General features: G+C 40.2%; 18 protein-coding genes and 1 other annotated feature. Of the genes, 17 read left to right on the top strand and 1 reads right to left on the bottom strand.

Translation table 11 applies throughout. The annotated features are described in order from the left end of the window. The 4 genes from AC6CH1_RS16735 to radA all read left to right on the top strand — a co-directional run bounded on the left by AC6CH1_RS16735 (nt 1) and on the right by radA (nt 5,648). The gene (locus AC6CH1_RS16735) at nt 1-543 is read left to right on the top strand and encodes a UvrB/UvrC motif-containing protein (RefSeq protein WP_251690918.1); all 543 of its coding nucleotides are present in this window, start codon (nt 1-3) and stop codon (nt 541-543) included. Continuing rightward, the gene (gene mcsB, locus AC6CH1_RS16730; protein ID WP_251690915.1) at nt 540-1,637 is read left to right on the top strand and encodes a protein-arginine kinase McsB; all 1,098 of its coding nucleotides are present in this window, start codon (nt 540-542) and stop codon (nt 1,635-1,637) included. The genes AC6CH1_RS16735 and mcsB overlap by 4 nt, the downstream gene beginning before the upstream one ends. Beyond that, nucleotides 1,634-4,078, top strand: a complete 2,445-nt coding sequence (locus AC6CH1_RS16725; RefSeq protein ID WP_251690913.1) for an ATP-dependent Clp protease ATP-binding subunit — start codon at nt 1,634-1,636, stop codon at nt 4,076-4,078. Before mcsB ends, AC6CH1_RS16725 begins: the two co-directional genes overlap by 4 nt. A gap of 196 nt (nt 4,079-4,274) precedes the next feature. Then, on the top strand, nt 4,275-5,648 hold the full coding sequence (gene radA, locus AC6CH1_RS16720; RefSeq protein WP_251690911.1) for a DNA repair protein RadA: 1,374 nt from the start codon (nt 4,275-4,277) through the stop codon (nt 5,646-5,648). Nucleotides 5,649-5,717: 69 nt separating this feature from the next. Here the strand turns inward: radA and AC6CH1_RS16715 are convergent, their stop codons facing one another. After that, on the bottom strand, nt 5,718-6,365 hold the full coding sequence (locus AC6CH1_RS16715) for an acetate uptake transporter (protein WP_413079654.1): 648 nt from the start codon (nt 6,363-6,365) through the stop codon (nt 5,718-5,720). Nucleotides 6,366-6,650: 285 nt separating this feature from the next. On the opposite strand from AC6CH1_RS16715, the gene AC6CH1_RS16710 reads away from it, so the two are divergent. The 13 genes from AC6CH1_RS16710 to rplK all read left to right on the top strand — a co-directional run bounded on the left by AC6CH1_RS16710 (nt 6,651) and on the right by rplK (nt 16,783). Further along, nucleotides 6,651-7,724 (top strand): PIN/TRAM domain-containing protein, encoded by a 1,074-nt coding sequence (locus tag AC6CH1_RS16710; protein WP_251690907.1) that lies wholly within the window; start codon nt 6,651-6,653, stop codon nt 7,722-7,724. 13 nt (nt 7,725-7,737) lie between these two features. Next, nucleotides 7,738-8,418 carry a 2-C-methyl-D-erythritol 4-phosphate cytidylyltransferase gene (gene ispD / locus AC6CH1_RS16705; RefSeq protein WP_251690905.1) on the top strand — a complete coding sequence of 227 codons (681 nt, stop codon included), beginning with the start codon at nt 7,738-7,740 and terminating at the stop codon, nt 8,416-8,418. Nucleotides 8,419-8,539: 121 nt separating this feature from the next. Continuing rightward, nucleotides 8,540-9,016 carry a 2-C-methyl-D-erythritol 2,4-cyclodiphosphate synthase gene (gene ispF / locus AC6CH1_RS16700; RefSeq protein WP_251690903.1) on the top strand — a complete coding sequence of 159 codons (477 nt, stop codon included), beginning with the start codon at nt 8,540-8,542 and terminating at the stop codon, nt 9,014-9,016. Between the two features lie 198 nt (nt 9,017-9,214). Continuing rightward, nucleotides 9,215-10,675, top strand: a complete 1,461-nt coding sequence (gene gltX, locus AC6CH1_RS16695) for a glutamate--tRNA ligase (protein ID WP_251690901.1) — start codon at nt 9,215-9,217, stop codon at nt 10,673-10,675. A 100-nt stretch (nt 10,676-10,775) separates the two neighbouring features. Continuing rightward, nucleotides 10,776-10,997 (top strand) — a binding site (T-box leader). A gap of 90 nt (nt 10,998-11,087) precedes the next feature. After that, the gene (cysS, locus tag AC6CH1_RS16690; RefSeq protein WP_251690899.1) at nt 11,088-12,491 is read left to right on the top strand and encodes a cysteine--tRNA ligase; all 1,404 of its coding nucleotides are present in this window, start codon (nt 11,088-11,090) and stop codon (nt 12,489-12,491) included. Next, nucleotides 12,492-12,905, top strand: coding sequence for a Mini-ribonuclease 3 (locus tag AC6CH1_RS16685; RefSeq protein WP_251690896.1), 414 nt, complete (start codon nt 12,492-12,494; stop codon nt 12,903-12,905). A 137-nt stretch (nt 12,906-13,042) separates the two neighbouring features. Next, the gene (rlmB, locus tag AC6CH1_RS16680) at nt 13,043-13,771 is read left to right on the top strand and encodes a 23S rRNA (guanosine(2251)-2'-O)-methyltransferase RlmB (RefSeq protein ID WP_251691065.1); all 729 of its coding nucleotides are present in this window, start codon (nt 13,043-13,045) and stop codon (nt 13,769-13,771) included. 4 nt (nt 13,772-13,775) lie between these two features. Next, nucleotides 13,776-14,288 carry an NYN domain-containing protein gene (locus AC6CH1_RS16675; RefSeq protein ID WP_008407006.1) on the top strand — a complete coding sequence of 171 codons (513 nt, stop codon included), beginning with the start codon at nt 13,776-13,778 and terminating at the stop codon, nt 14,286-14,288. Between the two features lie 94 nt (nt 14,289-14,382). After that, nucleotides 14,383-15,006 carry an RNA polymerase sporulation sigma factor SigH gene (gene sigH, locus AC6CH1_RS16670; protein WP_169797433.1) on the top strand — a complete coding sequence of 208 codons (624 nt, stop codon included), beginning with the start codon at nt 14,383-14,385 and terminating at the stop codon, nt 15,004-15,006. A gap of 77 nt (nt 15,007-15,083) precedes the next feature. Further along, nucleotides 15,084-15,230: a 50S ribosomal protein L33 gene (gene rpmG / locus AC6CH1_RS16665; protein WP_079523505.1), complete on the top strand. Its 147-nt coding sequence runs from the start codon at nt 15,084-15,086 to the stop codon at nt 15,228-15,230. A 41-nt stretch (nt 15,231-15,271) separates the two neighbouring features. After that, nucleotides 15,272-15,457, top strand: coding sequence for a preprotein translocase subunit SecE (gene secE, locus AC6CH1_RS16660; protein ID WP_008407002.1), 186 nt, complete (start codon nt 15,272-15,274; stop codon nt 15,455-15,457). A gap of 180 nt (nt 15,458-15,637) precedes the next feature. Beyond that, on the top strand, nt 15,638-16,177 hold the full coding sequence (gene nusG, locus AC6CH1_RS16655; RefSeq protein WP_251690892.1) for a transcription termination/antitermination protein NusG: 540 nt from the start codon (nt 15,638-15,640) through the stop codon (nt 16,175-16,177). Between the two features lie 180 nt (nt 16,178-16,357). Then, nucleotides 16,358-16,783, top strand: a complete 426-nt coding sequence (gene rplK, locus AC6CH1_RS16650) for a 50S ribosomal protein L11 (protein ID WP_008406998.1) — start codon at nt 16,358-16,360, stop codon at nt 16,781-16,783. Nucleotides 16,784-16,905: the final 122 nt, after the last annotated feature.

Genomic DNA, 16,905 nt, shown 5'->3' with positions numbered 1-16,905 from the left:
ATGATATGTGAGCATTGTAAACAGCGTCACGCCAATGTTACCGTTACTCAAGTTCACAATGGTCAAAAAGTAGAGCGTCACTACTGTGAAGTATGTGCCACTCAATTTCATCCATTTCAATTTGACGTAAATGAAGAGCCTGCATCTCTTCAGCAGCTTATTTCAAATTGGTTCAATTTTGTACCTGTGAATGCAAAGAAAGAAAGCACGACAACTAATACAAACAGCCCAAAATCCTGTCCTTCCTGCGGGTTTACGTACCGACAGTTTTTAAAGCAAGGCAAATTCGGATGCGGTCAATGTTACGAAACATTTAGCGAGCAATTACCACAGCTGCTTGAACGTCTTCAGGCAGGTACTCAGCATGTAGGGTATATGGAAGAAGGACCTTCAAAGGAAAAGGTAGAACAACAAATCCAAGAGCTCCGAACATCACTGCAGCAAGCAATTGCGGAAGAGCGATTTGAAGATGCAGCTTCCATACGTGATGAAGTAAGGGAATTGGAAAGTAAAATAAGACAGGAAGGTGAGGGGAACGCATGAACATCGAGCATTTTTTAACGAATGCCAGTCCCAGCTGGATGCAGCACGAAAGCGATTCAGATATCGTCATTAGCACACGCATTCGGCTTGCTCGTAATATTGCCAATACTCGATTTCCGATTAGTTTTACAGAACAGGAAGCCCAATTAATCGAAGAAAAAATGATGCAGTCATTATTGTCTTCATATGATAATCCGTATCAGTTTTCCTATTTCCAAATAAAAGATATGCCGGTTTTACAACGCCAAATTTTAGTGGAGAAGCATTTGATCAGCCCGAATTTGGCAAGAAGAAAAAAAATTGGATCATTTTTTTTAACAAAAGATGAATCCATTAGCATATTAGTAAATGAAGAGGATCATATTCGCATACAGAGTCTTACGCAAGGGATGAATTTAAAAGAAGCATTTGATAAGGCTCGTAATATTGACCGCTACTTAAGTAAGTCAATCGCGTATGCATATGAAGACCGCTATGGTTATTTGACAAGTTGCCCAACAAATGTCGGAACAGGACTTCGAGCTTCTGTCATGCTCCATTTACCAGCACTCACAATGATGAAACAGATGAATCCATTAATTCAGATGATGACAAGATTAGGAATGGTTGTGAGGGGTATATATGGGGAAGGCAGTGAAAATTTAGGGAATATTTATCAAATATCAAACCAGATCACATTAGGTAAATCAGAAGAAACGATTTTACAGGAGCTGCAGGAAGTTGTGGAGCAAGTAATCAAAAAGGAAGAGCTTGCACGTAAAAATTTATTGATGCGTGCTCCCTCGGTGTTGGAAGACCGCTTAAGCCGTTCACTTGGTACATTGAAGTACGCAAAAATTTTAACGAGTGAAGAAGCGGCTAGCTGTTTATCAAATGTGCGTCTTGGGGTAAGTTTAGGATTATTAGAAGCAATTTCACAGCGTAAACTAAATGAGTGCATGCTTATTATGCAACCTGGACTCATTCAGCAATATATTGGTACTACGTTACAACCGGCAGAACGCGATATGTATCGTGCGAAGCTGTTGCAAGAAAAGTTAAACGAGCAAGATGAAGCTACAAACAATGGGGAAAAAGGAGAGGATTTTCTATGATGTTTAATCGATTCACACAACGTGCTCAGAAGGTATTACAACTTGCTCAGGAAGAGGCAATTCGTCTTAAGCATAAAGAAATCGGAACTGAACATATTTTACTTGGCTTAATTCGTGAAGGTGGCGGAATTGCCGCTAAAGCTTTAGAAGCAATTAATATTAGCCCTCAAATGATTGAAACTGGCATTGAGGAACTCGTTGGAAAAGGTACTGAAGATGTAGGTCCAATCGTACATTACACACCACGTGCTAAAAAGGTAATCGAACTTTCATTGGATGAATCACGTAAATTAGGGCATGCATATGTCGGAACAGAGCATATTTTATTAGCTTTAATTCGTGAAGGTGAAGGGGTTGCTGCCCGCGTATTGGCGAATACAGGTGTAAGCATCAATAAAGCACGCCAGCAAGTTTTACTGTTATTAGGCAATAATGATTCTAACAATAGCGGTAACTCCAGCATGACGCAAACAGTAAATACACCAACACTTGATAGTTTAGCCCGCGATTTAACAGCGGTAGCGCGTGAAGGTTCACTTGACCCGGTTATCGGCCGCTCAAAAGAAATTACACGTGTTGTAGAAGTACTGTCACGCCGTACAAAAAACAATCCGGTATTAATCGGGGAACCAGGTGTCGGTAAAACAGCTATTGCAGAAGGATTGGCACAGCAAATTATCAATAATGAAGTTCCGGAAACACTGCGCGATAAACGTGTAATGACGCTTGATATGGGTACAGTTGTTGCAGGTACTAAATATCGTGGGGAATTTGAAGACCGTCTGAAAAAAGTAATGGATGAAATTCGCCAGGCTGGCAATATTATTTTATTCATCGATGAGCTTCATACATTGATCGGTGCAGGTGGCGCGGAAGGTGCAATTGATGCATCGAATATTTTAAAACCATCATTGGCTCGTGGCGAACTGCAATGTATCGGTGCAACAACATTGGATGAGTACCGCAAATATATCGAAAAGGACGCGGCATTAGAGCGTCGTTTTCAACCAATCCAAGTTGATGAGCCATCTGTTGAAGAAACAATCCAAATCATTAATGGTTTACGTGACCGCTATGAAGCACATCACCGTGTGAAAATTTCGGATGAAGCGGTAGAAGCAGCTGCCAAATTATCAGATCGCTACATTTCAGATCGTTTCTTACCGGATAAGGCAATTGACTTAATTGATGAAGCTGGTTCGAAAGTGCGCTTACGCTCTTATACTGTTCCACCTAATTTAAAAGAGTTGGAAGATAAATTGGAAGGCATTAAGTCTGAAAAGAATGCCGCAGTTTCAGGACAGGAATTTGAAAAAGCTGCTGCATTGCGTGATACAGAGCAGAAGCTGAAACAAGAGCTTGAACAACTGAAAAAAGAGTGGAAAGAAAAACAAGGCAAAGAAGAGTCTACAGTATATGTTGACGACATCGCGCAAGTGGTAGCGATGTGGACGGGAATTCCGGTTTCAAAAATCGCACAGGCAGAATCTGCGAAGTTATTAAACCTTGAGGAAGAGTTACACAAACGCGTGGTTGGTCAAGGTGAAGCGGTAGAGGCAATTTCCCGTGCAATCCGCCGTGCACGTGCAGGCTTAAAAGATCCAAAACGTCCAATCGGTTCATTTATCTTCCTTGGTCCTACAGGTGTCGGTAAAACAGAACTTGCGCGAGCACTTGCTGAAGTAATGTTCGGTGATGAAGATGCGATGATCCGTGTAGATATGTCAGAGTATATGGAGAAACATTCGACTTCTCGTTTAGTCGGTTCGCCTCCGGGCTATGTAGGATTTGAAGATGGAGGCCAATTAACAGAGAAAGTCCGTCGTAAACCATATTCGGTTGTACTGTTGGATGAAATCGAAAAGGCGCATCCGGATGTGTTCAACATCTTATTACAAGTGCTGGAAGACGGCCGCTTAACTGATTCAAAAGGTCGTGTTGTCGATTTCCGCAATACAGTTGTCATTATGACATCGAATGTTGGGGCAGATGCACTGAAATATCGCAAGCATGTAGGATTCAGTGCTGGTCTAAATGCATCGAAAGATAAAGACATGAAGAGCACAATGCTGGAAGAACTGAAAAAAGCGTTCCGCCCAGAGTTCTTAAACCGTATTGATGAAATGATCGTGTTCCATTCATTAGAAAAGGATCACTTAAAAGAAATCGTATCATTAATGGCGAACTCTTTAACGAAGCGTCTAAAAGAGCAGGATATCGAACTGCAGCTTACGGATGCAGCGCTTGTTAAAATTTCGGAAGAAGGCTATGATCCGCAATATGGTGCGCGTCCATTGCGCCGTGCATTACAAAAACATGTAGAAGACCGCTTATCCGAAGAACTTTTAAAAGGTACATTGGATAAGACGCAAACAGTCGTACTTGATTATGCAGATGATGAGTTTATCGTACGAACACAAGAAAAAGTAGCAACGAATTAATAAAACAGACGAGGCGGGTAATTCCTGCTTCGTCTGTTTTTTATACTATCGTCGTTAGGAATCGGAGAATTCTCGCTAAACCAAAATTATTTTTGTAGGAAACGCTAACCGAAAAAGAATTTTGCGGCAGATTAGTGGGTATTCGATTTTGTTTCGTGTACAATTATAGGAACACACATTCGAAGGAGCTAGCAAAATGGCAAAAAAGAAGTCTAAATTTATGTGCAGCAGCTGTGGCTATGAGGCGGCAAAATGGATGGGGCGCTGTCCTGGCTGTGGTGAATGGAATACGATGAATGAAGAAGTCGAAGTCATCACAAAAGGTCCGCGTGGTGCGTTCCAGCATTCTACAACAGCTACAAAGGCAACACCTATTATTCATGTGGAGGTACAGGAAGAAACACGTATCGCCACAGAAATGAATGAGTTCAACCGTGTACTCGGAGGCGGTATCGTACCAGGTTCACTTGTATTGATAGGCGGTGATCCAGGTATCGGGAAATCGACTTTATTACTGCAAGTATCAGCGCTTCTTTCCAATCAGGGAAAACGTGTTTTATATATTTCCGGTGAAGAATCTGTACGTCAGACGAAGCTGCGTGCTGAACGTTTAGGTGTACATACGCCGGAGCTTTATATTTACTCGGAAACGAATCTGGAGTTTTTAAATCAGACAATTGATGAAGTACAACCGAAATTTGTTATTGTCGATTCGATTCAAACGGTACACCACCCGGAAATAACAAGTGCACCGGGCAGTGTGTCGCAAGTACGTGAATGTACAGCGGAACTGATGCGCATTGCAAAAACTAAAAATATTGCTATCTTCCTTGTTGGTCATGTTACAAAAGAAGGTCAGATTGCCGGACCGCGTATTTTAGAACATATGGTAGACACGGTGCTTTACTTTGAAGGGGAACGCCACCATAACCACCGAATTTTACGAAGTCAGAAAAACCGTTTTGGTTCTACAAATGAAATTGCGATTTTTGAAATGCTTCATGGAGGGTTAAAGGAAGTATTGAATCCCTCTGAGCTGTTTTTACAGGAACGCTCGCAAGGTGCCCCTGGCTCAACGATCGTTGCATCGATGGAAGGGACACGTCCGATTTTGGTAGAAATCCAGTCTCTTGTTACACCAACGAGTTTCAATTATCCGAAGCGTATGGCAACAGGGGTTGATCAAAACCGTGTCCAGCTTTTAATGGCGGTATTGGAAAAACGCATGGGCATGATGCTTCAGGCACAGGATGCGTATATTAAAGTTGCGGGTGGCGTGAAATTGGATGAGCCGGCAATTGATTTAGCTGTATTAACAAGTATTGTTTCAAGCTTTAAAGACCAGACAGTACGTCCGACAGACTGCTTTATCGGGGAAGTAGGGTTAACTGGTGAAGTACGCCGCGTTTCGAGAATTGAACAGCGTGTACAGGAAGCAGCAAAGTTAGGATTTAAACGCGCCTTTATTCCAGCTTCTAATATTGGTGGGTGGGAATTCCCGCCGGACATTCAAGTCGTTGGCGTCGAAACAATCAGTGATGCACTGCGGGAATCTTTCCAAAATTTATAGAGAATATATTTTTGGTAATATGTTCAAAAAAGGCATGAAAAGTGAAAATACTTTTCATGCCTTTTTTCTTTATGCTTTTACTGTTTTTTCCTTCTTTAAAAATGCTTCTCTTGTGAAAATGCCAAAAGGCTTTCCAATCGGCAGGAAGTTGAAGCCGAAATGCTTGTTCAATACATTAGCACCCGCACCGTAAAGTGATAACAGAGCAATGATTAACTCAGAGTAGGCTGCAAGTAAATGCATGCCGTGCTCCATAATTCCAAATGAGCTTAATGCCAGGCCGATAAATAAGAAGTCGATCATTACGAAGATGGCGAATAGAACTTTATTTGTTTCAGCTGCACCAATCGTCATAAATAGGGTAAAGATTAAATAACCTAAATACACAACACCGAGCTGAGTTGTATCAGCAGACGCCTGTAATGTTGCACCAAATACACCGGCTTGAACGAACCAGCTCATGCCTACACCCATCCAGAACAAACCATATGCGCCGAATGCTGTCGTACCGAATGTATTATTATGCTTTGAATCTAATACTGATGCATAAAATTGTGCAATACCTCCTAAAAATATTGCCCAAGGAATAACCAAACCTAAGCCATCTGTCCAGCCTAATTTTTGAGTGGAAGCAACAAATGTTACAATCGCCAAACCGAACAAACCAATTGCAGACGGGTCAGCAGTAGAAATTTTTACTTCTTTTGCAGTATTCAAAACGTATTCTCCTCTTCTAAGTTTAATTTTTCTATTATACTAAAATAGTATATGCATTAATTTAACTAAACTACTGGTAGTGGGAATTTAGAATGAAGTATGTCATTTTTGAATTAATATCGCGTAAATTTAACTAAAAAAAATAGGGAATAAACTTAAAAAATGGGTAAAATCCTAATATTGGAATGTAATTGCATTTTGTTGATTATTTGCCCTTGCTTTTGGTACCTGGACTTCGCATGAATGAAACTTTAGATGTATAATTATTAACTGGAGGTGAAACAAATGTTGAAGAAAATAATTCAAGTAGCATTTTTATTTATCGGTGGAGCATTAGGCCTTATTTTCTTACCGCCCTTATATGCATTCATGAACTTATCATCCAATCCTTGGCTTAATAATCCATACTTCAGTGTTGCGATAGGTGCTGCTTTATTATTCGTTTTATCGTTTGCATTATCTGATTACTTTGTAAAATTAATTACTTGGTTAGAGGAAGTATTATTCAAATTGCCTGCAGCAGATTTACTGTTTGGTACACTCGGTTTAATCGTAGGACTATGTGTAGCAACATTGGTCGGGGTCGCAATCAATCAAATGAACATTCCCGTTATTACCGCTGTTGTTCCTGCTATTTTATCCATTGTTCTGGGCTATCTCGGTTTCCGGTTAGGTTTCAGTAAACGGGATGAGCTATTGCAGATCTTTTCCGGGAAATCCACGAAAAAGCGTCAAAGTGACGGATCTGTCAAGGAAGTTCAGGAGCAGTATAAATTACTTGATACGAGTGTCATCATTGATGGGCGTATTGCCGATATTTCAACAACAGGTTTTGTTGAAGGGATTTTAGTCGTACCTCAGTTTGTATTAACAGAACTCCAGCATATTGCGGATTCATCTGATACATTGAAGCGTACGCGTGGTCGCAGAGGTCTCGATATTTTAAAACGTCTTCAGGACGAACGTGCTTCGAAGGTACTTATTACGGAAGTTGATTTTGATGATGTGTCCGAAGTGGACTTAAAGCTGGTTCGCTTAGCAAAAAACATGAGTGCTCAAATATTGACGAATGATTTCAACTTAAATAAAGTTTGTGAACTGCACCGTGTACAAGTATTGAATATTAATGATTTGGCAAATGCGGTGAAACCGGTCGTTATTCCGGGTGAAGATATGCAAGTCGTTGTCATTAAAGACGGGAAAGAACACAATCAAGGTGTCGCCTATTTAGATGACGGAACAATGATTGTAGTAGAAGGTGGCCGAAGCTATATTGGCCAGGCGATTACTGTTACGGTAACGAGCGTACTTCAAACGTCGGCAGGGCGAATGATTTTTGCCAAGCCAAAAGAGGATTAGGATGTGAAGCATTTTGCGTTATGAAGTTGTTTTACCGGCAGCAGGAAGCGGAAAGCGCATGGGTGCCGGGCAAAATAAATTATTTTTAAACTTAGCGGATAAACCGATTTTAGTTCATACACTTCTTGTTTTTGAACAAGATGAAAACTGTACGGGTATTTGGCTTGCCGTAAAAGATGAGGAACGTCCATTTATCCAGTCGCTCATCAAAAAGTATAATATTGCAAAAGTAAAAGGTATGCCTACAGGTGGTGAGGAACGCCAACACTCAGTGCATGCATGCATTAAAGAAATGAGTGCAGTGGATGTTGTCCTTGTTCATGACGCTGCAAGACCTTTTATTACGATTTCAAAGATTGCCGAACTTGCAAAAGTCGCTTATGAAAAAGGAGCGGCTATTGCAGGGGTTCGTGCAAAGGATACAATGAAGGTCGTCCATAACGGCCTAATTAAAGAAACTGTTGACCGCGATTCTTTATGGATGGTTCAAACACCGCAAGCGTTCCGTTACGATTTATTGGCAGAAGCTGAAGACGAAGCCGAAAAGGCAGATTTTTTAGGAACGGATGAAGCAATGCTTGTGGAACGTTTAGGACATGATATTCATATCGTGGAATGCAGTTATGAAAATGTAAAAATGACAACGCAGGAAGATCTGATTTTTGGGGAAGCTATTTTAAAACAACGAAAATAGAAGATACCTTGAAAAGAAAATAGGTTTGCGAGGCTTTTTCCGGACAAGTTGATTATACTAATGATAATGAGATTAGCAGAAAGAAGGTGAAGGCTAGTTTACTTTGTAGGCTAGCAACGATATGTTTCGAATTGGACAAGGATTTGACGTTCATGAATTTGCAGAAGGACGTCCATTAATTTTAGGTGGTATTACAATACCGCATGAGCGCGGCTTAGTAGGTCATTCGGATGCCGATGTACTTTTACATACAGTGACAGACGCGGCATTAGGTGCAATTGGAGAAGGGGATATTGGCCGTCACTTCCCTGATACAGATCCGGAGTGGAAAGATGCAGATTCAGCGAAGTTACTTGAATATATTTGGAAGATGGTAGAAGAACGTGGATATAAATTAGGCAATGTGGATTGTACAATTATGGCACAGCGTCCGAAAATGGCTCCATATATCTCACAAATGCAAAACCGTATCGCACAATTACTGAATGCGGAACCTTCGCAAGTAAATGTAAAAGCGACAACAACGGAGAAGTTAGGTTTTGTTGGCCGTGAAGAAGGAATTGCAGCAATGGCAACGATTCTTTTAGTAAAAGCTTAAAAATGAGGGCGTGTGTCAAAAATCGACACACGCTACTTTAATTTAATAACTTACAGTGGTAGAATGGTTAAAGTTTAAAAGACATCTATTGTGCCGATATTGGACAATATAATGTCCGTTCATATACATATAAAAGTAAACTTTTTTATATGCGAAAAAGGTCGAGCGTTTTAACGCTAAAATTAGGAGGCAAATTTTATGACGAAAACAGTTCGCGTTCGTTATGCACCATCGCCAACAGGATTTTTACATATCGGTGGCGCACGTACAGCTTTATTCAACTATTTATATGCAAAACATCACAACGGTACTTTTGTAGTACGTATTGAAGATACAGATATTGAACGTAATGTAGAGGGTGGAGAAGCTTCTCAACTTGATAACTTACGCTGGTTAGGCATTATGCCGGATGAGTCGATTGATATCGGAGGTCCATATGCACCTTACCGTCAAATGGAGCGTCTTGATATTTATAAAGAGCATGCAGAAAAAATGCTGGAAAACGGACAAGCTTATAAATGTTTCTGTACTTCAGAAGAGCTTGAAGCATCACGCGAAAAACAAAAAGCACAAGGTGTTGCTGCACCTGCATATGATGGGAAATGCCGTCATTTAACAGCCGAGGAAGTTGCTGAAAAAGAAGCTGCTGGTATCCCGCACACAATTCGTATGCGTGTTCCTGAAAATGTTACGTATCAGTTCACTGACTTAGTTCGCGGTGAAGTATCGTTCGAATCAAAAGATATCGGCGACTGGGTACTTGTAAAAGCAAACGGTATCCCAACTTACAATTATGCGGTAGTGCTGGATGACCACTTCATGGAAATTACACATGTATTCCGTGGGGAAGAGCATTTATCAAATACTCCAAAACAAATGATGATTTTTGACGCATTCGGATGGGAATATCCGCAATATGGTCATATGACATTAATCGTAAATGAAGATCGTAAAAAATTATCAAAACGTGATGAGTCAATCATCCAGTTCGTTACACAATACAAGGACCTAGGCTACTTACCGGAAGCGATGTTTAACTTCTTTGCATTACTTGGCTGGTCACCTGAGGGAGAAGAAGAAATCTTCTCACATGACGAATTTGTAAAGCTGTTTGATGAAAAACGCTTGTCAAAATCACCATCAATGTTCGATAAAACAAAATTAACATGGATGAACAACCAATATATTAAAAAAATGTCTCATGAAGAGGTAGTTGCTTTAGCATTGCCACATTTACAAAAAGCAGGTTTACTTCCAGAAGAGCTATCGGAAGAGCAACATGCATGGGCTTCTGATTTAATCGCACTTTACCATGAGCAAATGAGCTTCGGGGCAGAAATCGTAGAATTATCGAGCCTATTTTTCACAGAAGAAATTGCATATGATGAAGAAGCAAATGAAGTGTTAACTGGTGAAACTGTGCCGGCTGTTATGGCTTCATTTAAAACTCAATTAGAGGCTTTAGAATCTTTTGATGCCGCTTCAATTAAAGCAGCGATTAAAGCTGTGCAAAAAGAAACAGGCGTAAAAGGTAAGAATCTGTTTATGCCAATCCGCGTTGTGACAACTGGTCAAACACATGGTCCGGAATTGCCGAATGCCATCGCTTTAATCGGCAAGGAAAAAACAATTGCTCGTGTTGAAAAATTTGCAGAGTAATTCATTTTTGAGAATTTGGAAATAACTACAGAATTCTTTGAATGGATATAATGATTGATTTTTCTGAAAATAGATGTAAAATGAATGTAAATTCCATAATGATAGCACGTTGAGAAGGAGAAGTACGCTGCGCACCCCTTATTAGAGAGGATCACCACCGGCTGAAAGTGATCCAGGTTAAGGCAAAGCTGAAATGCACCTTTGAGTATTTAACTGAACTTGAAGTAGGTTAAATCGATTTGTCCACGTTACAGGACTTTAAGCGGAAAAAGTATGGATACTTTTTCAACCAGAGTGGAACCGCGCATCTAGCGTCTCTGTCACCTTCTTGAGGTGATGGAGGCGTTTTTTATTTAAATTACAAATTAACCCAATGAATATTTAAAGAGTACAATGAAAAAGGAGAGGCAATATGACGATTCAAATTTTCAATTCGTTGACAAGACAAAAAGAACCATTTATTCCGTTGGAGGAAGGTAAAGTAAAAATGTATGTATGCGGACCAACTGTATACAATTACATTCATATTGGAAATTCCCGCCCGGTAATCGTCTATGATACAGTACGCCGCTATTTACAATATGCAGGTTATGAAGTGAAATTCGTTTCGAACTTTACCGATGTAGATGACAAAATTATTAAAGCAGCGAATGAGTTAGGCGAAGAAACTTCTGTATTAACAAATCGTTTTATTGCTGCTTATTTTGAAGATATTACAGCACTGGGATGCCAAAAGGCGGATGCGCACCCTCGTGTAACAGAGCATATGGATGATATTATCGCGTTTATTAAAGTGCTGATCGACAAAGGCTATGCATATGAATCCCAAGGCGATGTTTATTACCGTACACGTAAATTTAATGGCTACGGAAAGTTAAGTCACCAATCAATTGATGATTTAAAAGTTGGAGCGCGTATTGAAGCGGGCGAGAAAAAAGAAGACCCATTGGATTTCGCGTTATGGAAAGCTGCAAAAGCAGGCGAAATTAAGTGGGCATCACCATGGGGAGAAGGACGTCCGGGATGGCATATTGAATGTTCTGTAATGGCACGTGAGCACTTAGGTGATACAATCGATATTCACGCAGGCGGACAGGATTTAACATTCCCTCACCACGAAAACGAAATTGCCCAATCCGAAGCGCATAATGATAAAACGTTTGCGCGTTATTGGATGCATAATGGCTATATTAATATTGATAATGAAAAAATGTCGAAATCATTGGGTAACTTTATATTAGTGAATGATATCCGCAAGCAAATCGACCCGCAAGTGTTGCGTTTCTTTATGCTGTCAGTTCATTACCGTAACCCGATTAACTTCGCTCAGGATTTAGTGGAAGCAGCGAAAAGCGGTTTGGACCGTATTCGTACATCCTATACGAATGTCGAGCACCGTCTAACATCTTCGGCAAGTTTAGGGGATAACAGCGAGCAGTGGCTTGAAAAAATCAGTCAGATAAAAGTTGATTTCGAAAATGCGATGAACGATGACTTTAATACAGCAAATGCGGTTTCAGCATTATTTGAACTTTCCCATATCGCCAATGTGTATTTAAACGAAGCCAATACGGATAAAGAAGTATTACAGGCAATTTTAACGATGTTTGATACAATTGGAAATGTACTAGGTATTCATATAAAAGTAGAAGCAGGATTACTCGATGAAGAAATCGAGGCATTAATCGAGGAACGTAACCAAGCCCGTAAAGATCGTGATTTTGCTCGTTCAGATGAAATCCGCGACCAACTGCTGGGCATGGATATTGTTCTTGAGGATACTCGTCAAGGTACACGCTGGAAACGAGGTCAGTAAATGCAAAATTTAACACCACATGATGTCATACAGCTAAATGCACTGGCGCTCGCTTATATGGGCGACGCCGTGCTTGAGCAAAGAATTCGGGAACATTTAATATTGTCGGGCCGTGCAAAGCCTAACACATTGCATAAAGAAGCGACGAAATACGTTTCGGCCAAGTCCCAGTCCAATATTGTACATCGCATGATTGATGAGAATTATTTAACAGAAGAAGAGCAAGCTGTTTTCCGTAGAGGACGCAATGCCAAATCAGGATCTGTTCCGAAAAATACAGATGTCCGAACATATCGTAATAGCTCTGGATTTGAAGCGGTTTTAGGCTTCTTATTCCTTAGCAAAGAACATCATCGCGCAAATGAAATAATCGATTACGCAATCGAAATTGTCGAACAGGCAAAAGGAGTGTAACTATGGCAGAGAAAAGACAGCAAAATCGTAAACCAAAAGATTTTAAAGGTCGCGATAAAAAAGCAGATACTTTTAAAACTCAGGAGAAAAAGCAACAAGAAAAGCCGCAATCTGCCCAGGAAGAGCTATCAGGAGAAATGATTGCAGGAAAAAATCCGGTACTTGAGGCACTTCGCGCAGGCCGAGAAATCAATAAGTTATGGATTGCTGAAGGCGTTAAGAAAACAGGTGTGCAGGAGCTAATGGACTTAGCGAAAGAACAAGGTGTCCTCGTACAGTTTGTACCAAAGCAAAAAGTCGATAAACTTGCAGAAAACCATCAGGGAATCGTGGCATCAGTCGCGGCATATGACTATGCAGAATTGGACGATCTATTTGCCGCAGCGAAGGCAAAAAGCGAAGACCCGTTCTTTTTAATACTGGACGAGTTGGAAGATCCGCATAACTTAGGTTCGATTATGCGTACAGCAGATGCGATCGGTGCACATGGTATCATTATTCCGAAGCGTCGCGCAGTCGGTTTAACAGCAGTTGTTGCTAAAGCTTCAACAGGTGCTATCGAGCATGTACCTGTTGTACGTGTAACCAATTTAGCCCAAACGGTGGATGAGCTAAAAGAACGCGGTGTATGGATTGCCGGAACAGATGCAAAAGGTTCTGCAGATTATCGTAAAATGGATGCAACATTACCGCTTGCATTAATTATTGGTAGTGAAGGTAAGGGAATGAGCCGTCTTTTGAAAGATAAATGTGACTTCTTATATCACTTGCCAATGGTTGGTCATGTAACATCATTGAATGCTTCCGTAGCAGCGGCATTACTTATGTATGAAGTGTACCGCAAACGACAAGAAGCTAACGGATGAGGTCATGCAAAACATATTGCTAGTAGACGGCTATAACATGATCGGTGCATGGAGTGAGCTACGTCCGTTACGTGAGCCTCACTTTGAAGATGCACGTGATCGGTTAATTGAACGAATGGCGGAGTATAAAGCACATACAGGCTGGCGTGTTATCGTTGTATTTGACGCCCATCTTGTGCCAGGCACTGAGCAACTTTATATTCAGCATGCTGTGGAAGTGCTTTATACACGTAAAAACGAAACAGCGGACGAGCGCATTGAAAAATTATCAAACGAATTAAAAGGACGAAAAATCCAAATACACGTCGCAACATCCGATATGACTGAACAAAATGTTGTATTTGGTCATGGTGCATTAAGAAAATCGGCACGTGAGCTTGAAATTGAAATGCAAATTATTCAGTCTAAAATTTCATCCAAAGTAAAAGAATCGACCGACGAAAAACCGGCCTCAAGAATTAAGCTATCAAAAGAAGTAGAACTACAATTTGAAAAATGGAGAAGAGGGCTCAAGTAATAGATTGCCCGCAATTTCCAATTAAGTTATACTATTCCTAATTATTCTAGCGTAACTGAGGTGATTTTCATTGCTTAAAAGTGAGAAGTTACAAATGGTACTACGTTTTGAACATTTGACAGATGAAGAGCTTGTAGAACAAGTGCATCTTGGCAATACAGATGCGCTAGATTTTTTAATTTCAAAATACCGATTGTTTGTTAAGGCAAAAGCACGGTCGTATTTTTTAATTGGGGCGGACAAAGAAGATATTATCCAAGAAGGAATGATTGGCTTATATAAGGCGATTCGTGATTTTAAAGAGGACAAGCTGGCGTCATTCCGTGCCTTTGCAGAACTTTGCATTACACGGCAAATTATTACGGCGATTAAAACAGCTACTAGACAAAAGCATATTCCGCTAAATTCATATGTTTCTTTAGATAAGCCAATTTACGATGAAGAATCAGAGCGCACGTTGATGGATATTATTACGAGTCCGATTTCGGACGACCCTGAGTATTTGATGATCAATCGTGAAGATTATCTTTATTTGGAAGAGAAGATGGGCGAAGTGTTAAGCGAACTCGAACAGCAAGTATTGGTTCGTTATTTGGAAGGACAATCCTATAATGAAATTTCTGAAGAATTGGACCGCCATGTGAAATCCATCGATAATGCATTACAGCGGGTGAAGCGCAAATTGGAGCGTCATCTTGAATTAAAAGAAATGACTTAAACACCACGAGCCTTTATTGACAGTGGGAAATTTAGGTGTTAGTCTTTAAAGGACAAACTGCCGAAAAGGTGATAAACATGGCAAAGAAAGTCGTTTTAAGTTGTGAAAAATGCGGTTCAAGAAACTACAACGTCCCGAAAAAAGAAGGGGCAACCGAGCGTTTAGAACTGAAGAAATTTTGCTCTCATTGCAATGAGCATACAATGCATAAACAAACGTTATAAATGAAATATAGATTAATTCGTTGTTCGGAGGTTAGGCAAAGATGAGTAAAGTAACAAACTTTCTACAAGAAGTCGGCTCGGAAATGCGCAAAACAAGTTGGCCGAAAAGTAAAGAGTTAACGAAGTATACGGTAGTAGTTGTTTCAACAGTTATCGTGATGGCGTTATTCTTTACAGCAATAGATTTAGGAATCTCAGAATTATTCCGTTGGTTCTTGTCTCTGTAAGCAATATCATGTTAATATTTCGAAATAGCCCGTCCATGCCATATAACGGGTTTTTTCATTTGTTAAAAAATGCTGACAGCTTAATTTAAAGAAATAGATTATTGAAGTTTTGTGAACAGGGAAATATATACCCTAACACACTTAATGTAAAGGAGGGACGGACGATTTAGTCCTACCTATATGGAGAAAAATTGGTATGTAGTTCATACGTATTCTGGTTATGAGAACCGAGTAAAAGCAAATCTTGAAAAACGCGTGGAAACGATGGGGATGCAAGATAAAATTTTCCGTGTAATCGTAGCTGAGCATGAAGAAATCGATGTAAAAGAAGACGGTAAGAAAAAAGCAGTAATGCGTAAAATCTTCCCTGGTTACGTTTTAGTAGAATTGATTATGACAGACGATGCTTGGTATGTCGTTCGTAATACACCTGGTGTTACAGGATTTATCGGTTCTTCAGGCGGCGGTGTAAAACCGACTCCATTATTACCGGAAGAAGCGGAACGTCTGCTTGAACAAATGGGTATGAATGAAACATTATTAGGTGAAGTTGAAATTTCTGTTGGTGAAGTTGTAGAAGTTCTTGAAGGGCCATTTGCACATTTCCAAGGCCGCGTAGAAGAAGTAGATGTCGACAAAGCAAAATTAAAAGTTCTTGTTGATATGTTCGGTCGCGAAACGGTAATGGAGCTAGACTTTAACCAAGTTCAAAAAATATAGAATTATTTACACTTGATTAAGTAATTTAAAAGTGTTATCATTTCAAAGGTCAGACTGTCCAAGTTTTGGGCGTGTGATTATAATTAGTTTTAATGTTATCGGCAAGTTAGCTGACGAACAGATATTTGAGTGGGAGGGGCAACCCAGTTACCACATCACGGACTTAAGGAGGTGTGTCTCGTGGCTAAAAAAGTTATTAAAGTTGTAAAACTTCAAATCCCTGCTGGTAAAGCAAACCCAGCGCCACCGGTTGGTCCTGCATTAGGTCAAGCAGGTGTAAACATTATGGGATTCTGTAAAGAATTTAACGCTCGTACTGCTGATCAAGCTGGTCTTATCATTCCAGTTGAAATTTCAGTATTTGAAGACCGTTCATTCACTTTTATTACGAAAACTCCGCCAGCTGCAGTATTACTTAAAGTAGCTGCTGGTATCCAATCTGGATCTGGTGAACCAAATCGTAAAAAAGTTGCAACGGTTAAACGTGATAAAGTTCGCGAAATCGCTGAACAAAAAATGCCAGACCTTAACGCTGCTTCAGTTGAAGCTGCTATGTTAATGGTTGAAGGTACTGCGCGAAGCATGGGTATTACGATCGAAGACTAATCCCATCTTCAACACTTGATGATGTTTTTGTTTTTGGAAGGTTGCTGCACTCGGATACTTGTTTGATGAGTGCGCAACCTTTATTCGTGGGAGGTCAAATCCGTTACAACCACAATCAAGGA

This window comes from Solibacillus sp. GQ1, from assembly GCF_059758555.1.
This window is presented reverse-complemented; position numbering and strand designations above follow the sequence as displayed.

Coding starts and splice junctions, on each gene's coding strand:
- AC6CH1_RS16725 (WP_251690913.1), top strand. CDS start 1,634: ATGATGTTTAATCGATTCACACAACGTGCTCAGAAGGTATTACAACTT.
- mcsB (WP_251690915.1), top strand. CDS start 540: ATGAACATCGAGCATTTTTTAACGAATGCCAGTCCCAGCTGGATGCAG.
- sigH (WP_169797433.1), top strand. CDS start 14,383: ATGGTACTACGTTTTGAACATTTGACAGATGAAGAGCTTGTAGAACAA.
- cysS (WP_251690899.1), top strand. CDS start 11,088: ATGACGATTCAAATTTTCAATTCGTTGACAAGACAAAAAGAACCATTT.
- AC6CH1_RS16685 (WP_251690896.1), top strand. CDS start 12,492: ATGCAAAATTTAACACCACATGATGTCATACAGCTAAATGCACTGGCG.
- nusG (WP_251690892.1), top strand. CDS start 15,638: ATGGAGAAAAATTGGTATGTAGTTCATACGTATTCTGGTTATGAGAAC.
- ispF (WP_251690903.1), top strand. CDS start 8,540: ATGTTTCGAATTGGACAAGGATTTGACGTTCATGAATTTGCAGAAGGA.
- AC6CH1_RS16675 (WP_008407006.1), top strand. CDS start 13,776: ATGCAAAACATATTGCTAGTAGACGGCTATAACATGATCGGTGCATGG.
- secE (WP_008407002.1), top strand. CDS start 15,272: ATGAGTAAAGTAACAAACTTTCTACAAGAAGTCGGCTCGGAAATGCGC.
- gltX (WP_251690901.1), top strand. CDS start 9,215: ATGACGAAAACAGTTCGCGTTCGTTATGCACCATCGCCAACAGGATTT.
- AC6CH1_RS16735 (WP_251690918.1), top strand. CDS start 1: ATGATATGTGAGCATTGTAAACAGCGTCACGCCAATGTTACCGTTACT.
- radA (WP_251690911.1), top strand. CDS start 4,275: ATGGCAAAAAAGAAGTCTAAATTTATGTGCAGCAGCTGTGGCTATGAG.
- rlmB (WP_251691065.1), top strand. CDS start 13,043: ATGATTGCAGGAAAAAATCCGGTACTTGAGGCACTTCGCGCAGGCCGA.
- rpmG (WP_079523505.1), top strand. CDS start 15,084: ATGGCAAAGAAAGTCGTTTTAAGTTGTGAAAAATGCGGTTCAAGAAAC.
- AC6CH1_RS16710 (WP_251690907.1), top strand. CDS start 6,651: ATGTTGAAGAAAATAATTCAAGTAGCATTTTTATTTATCGGTGGAGCA.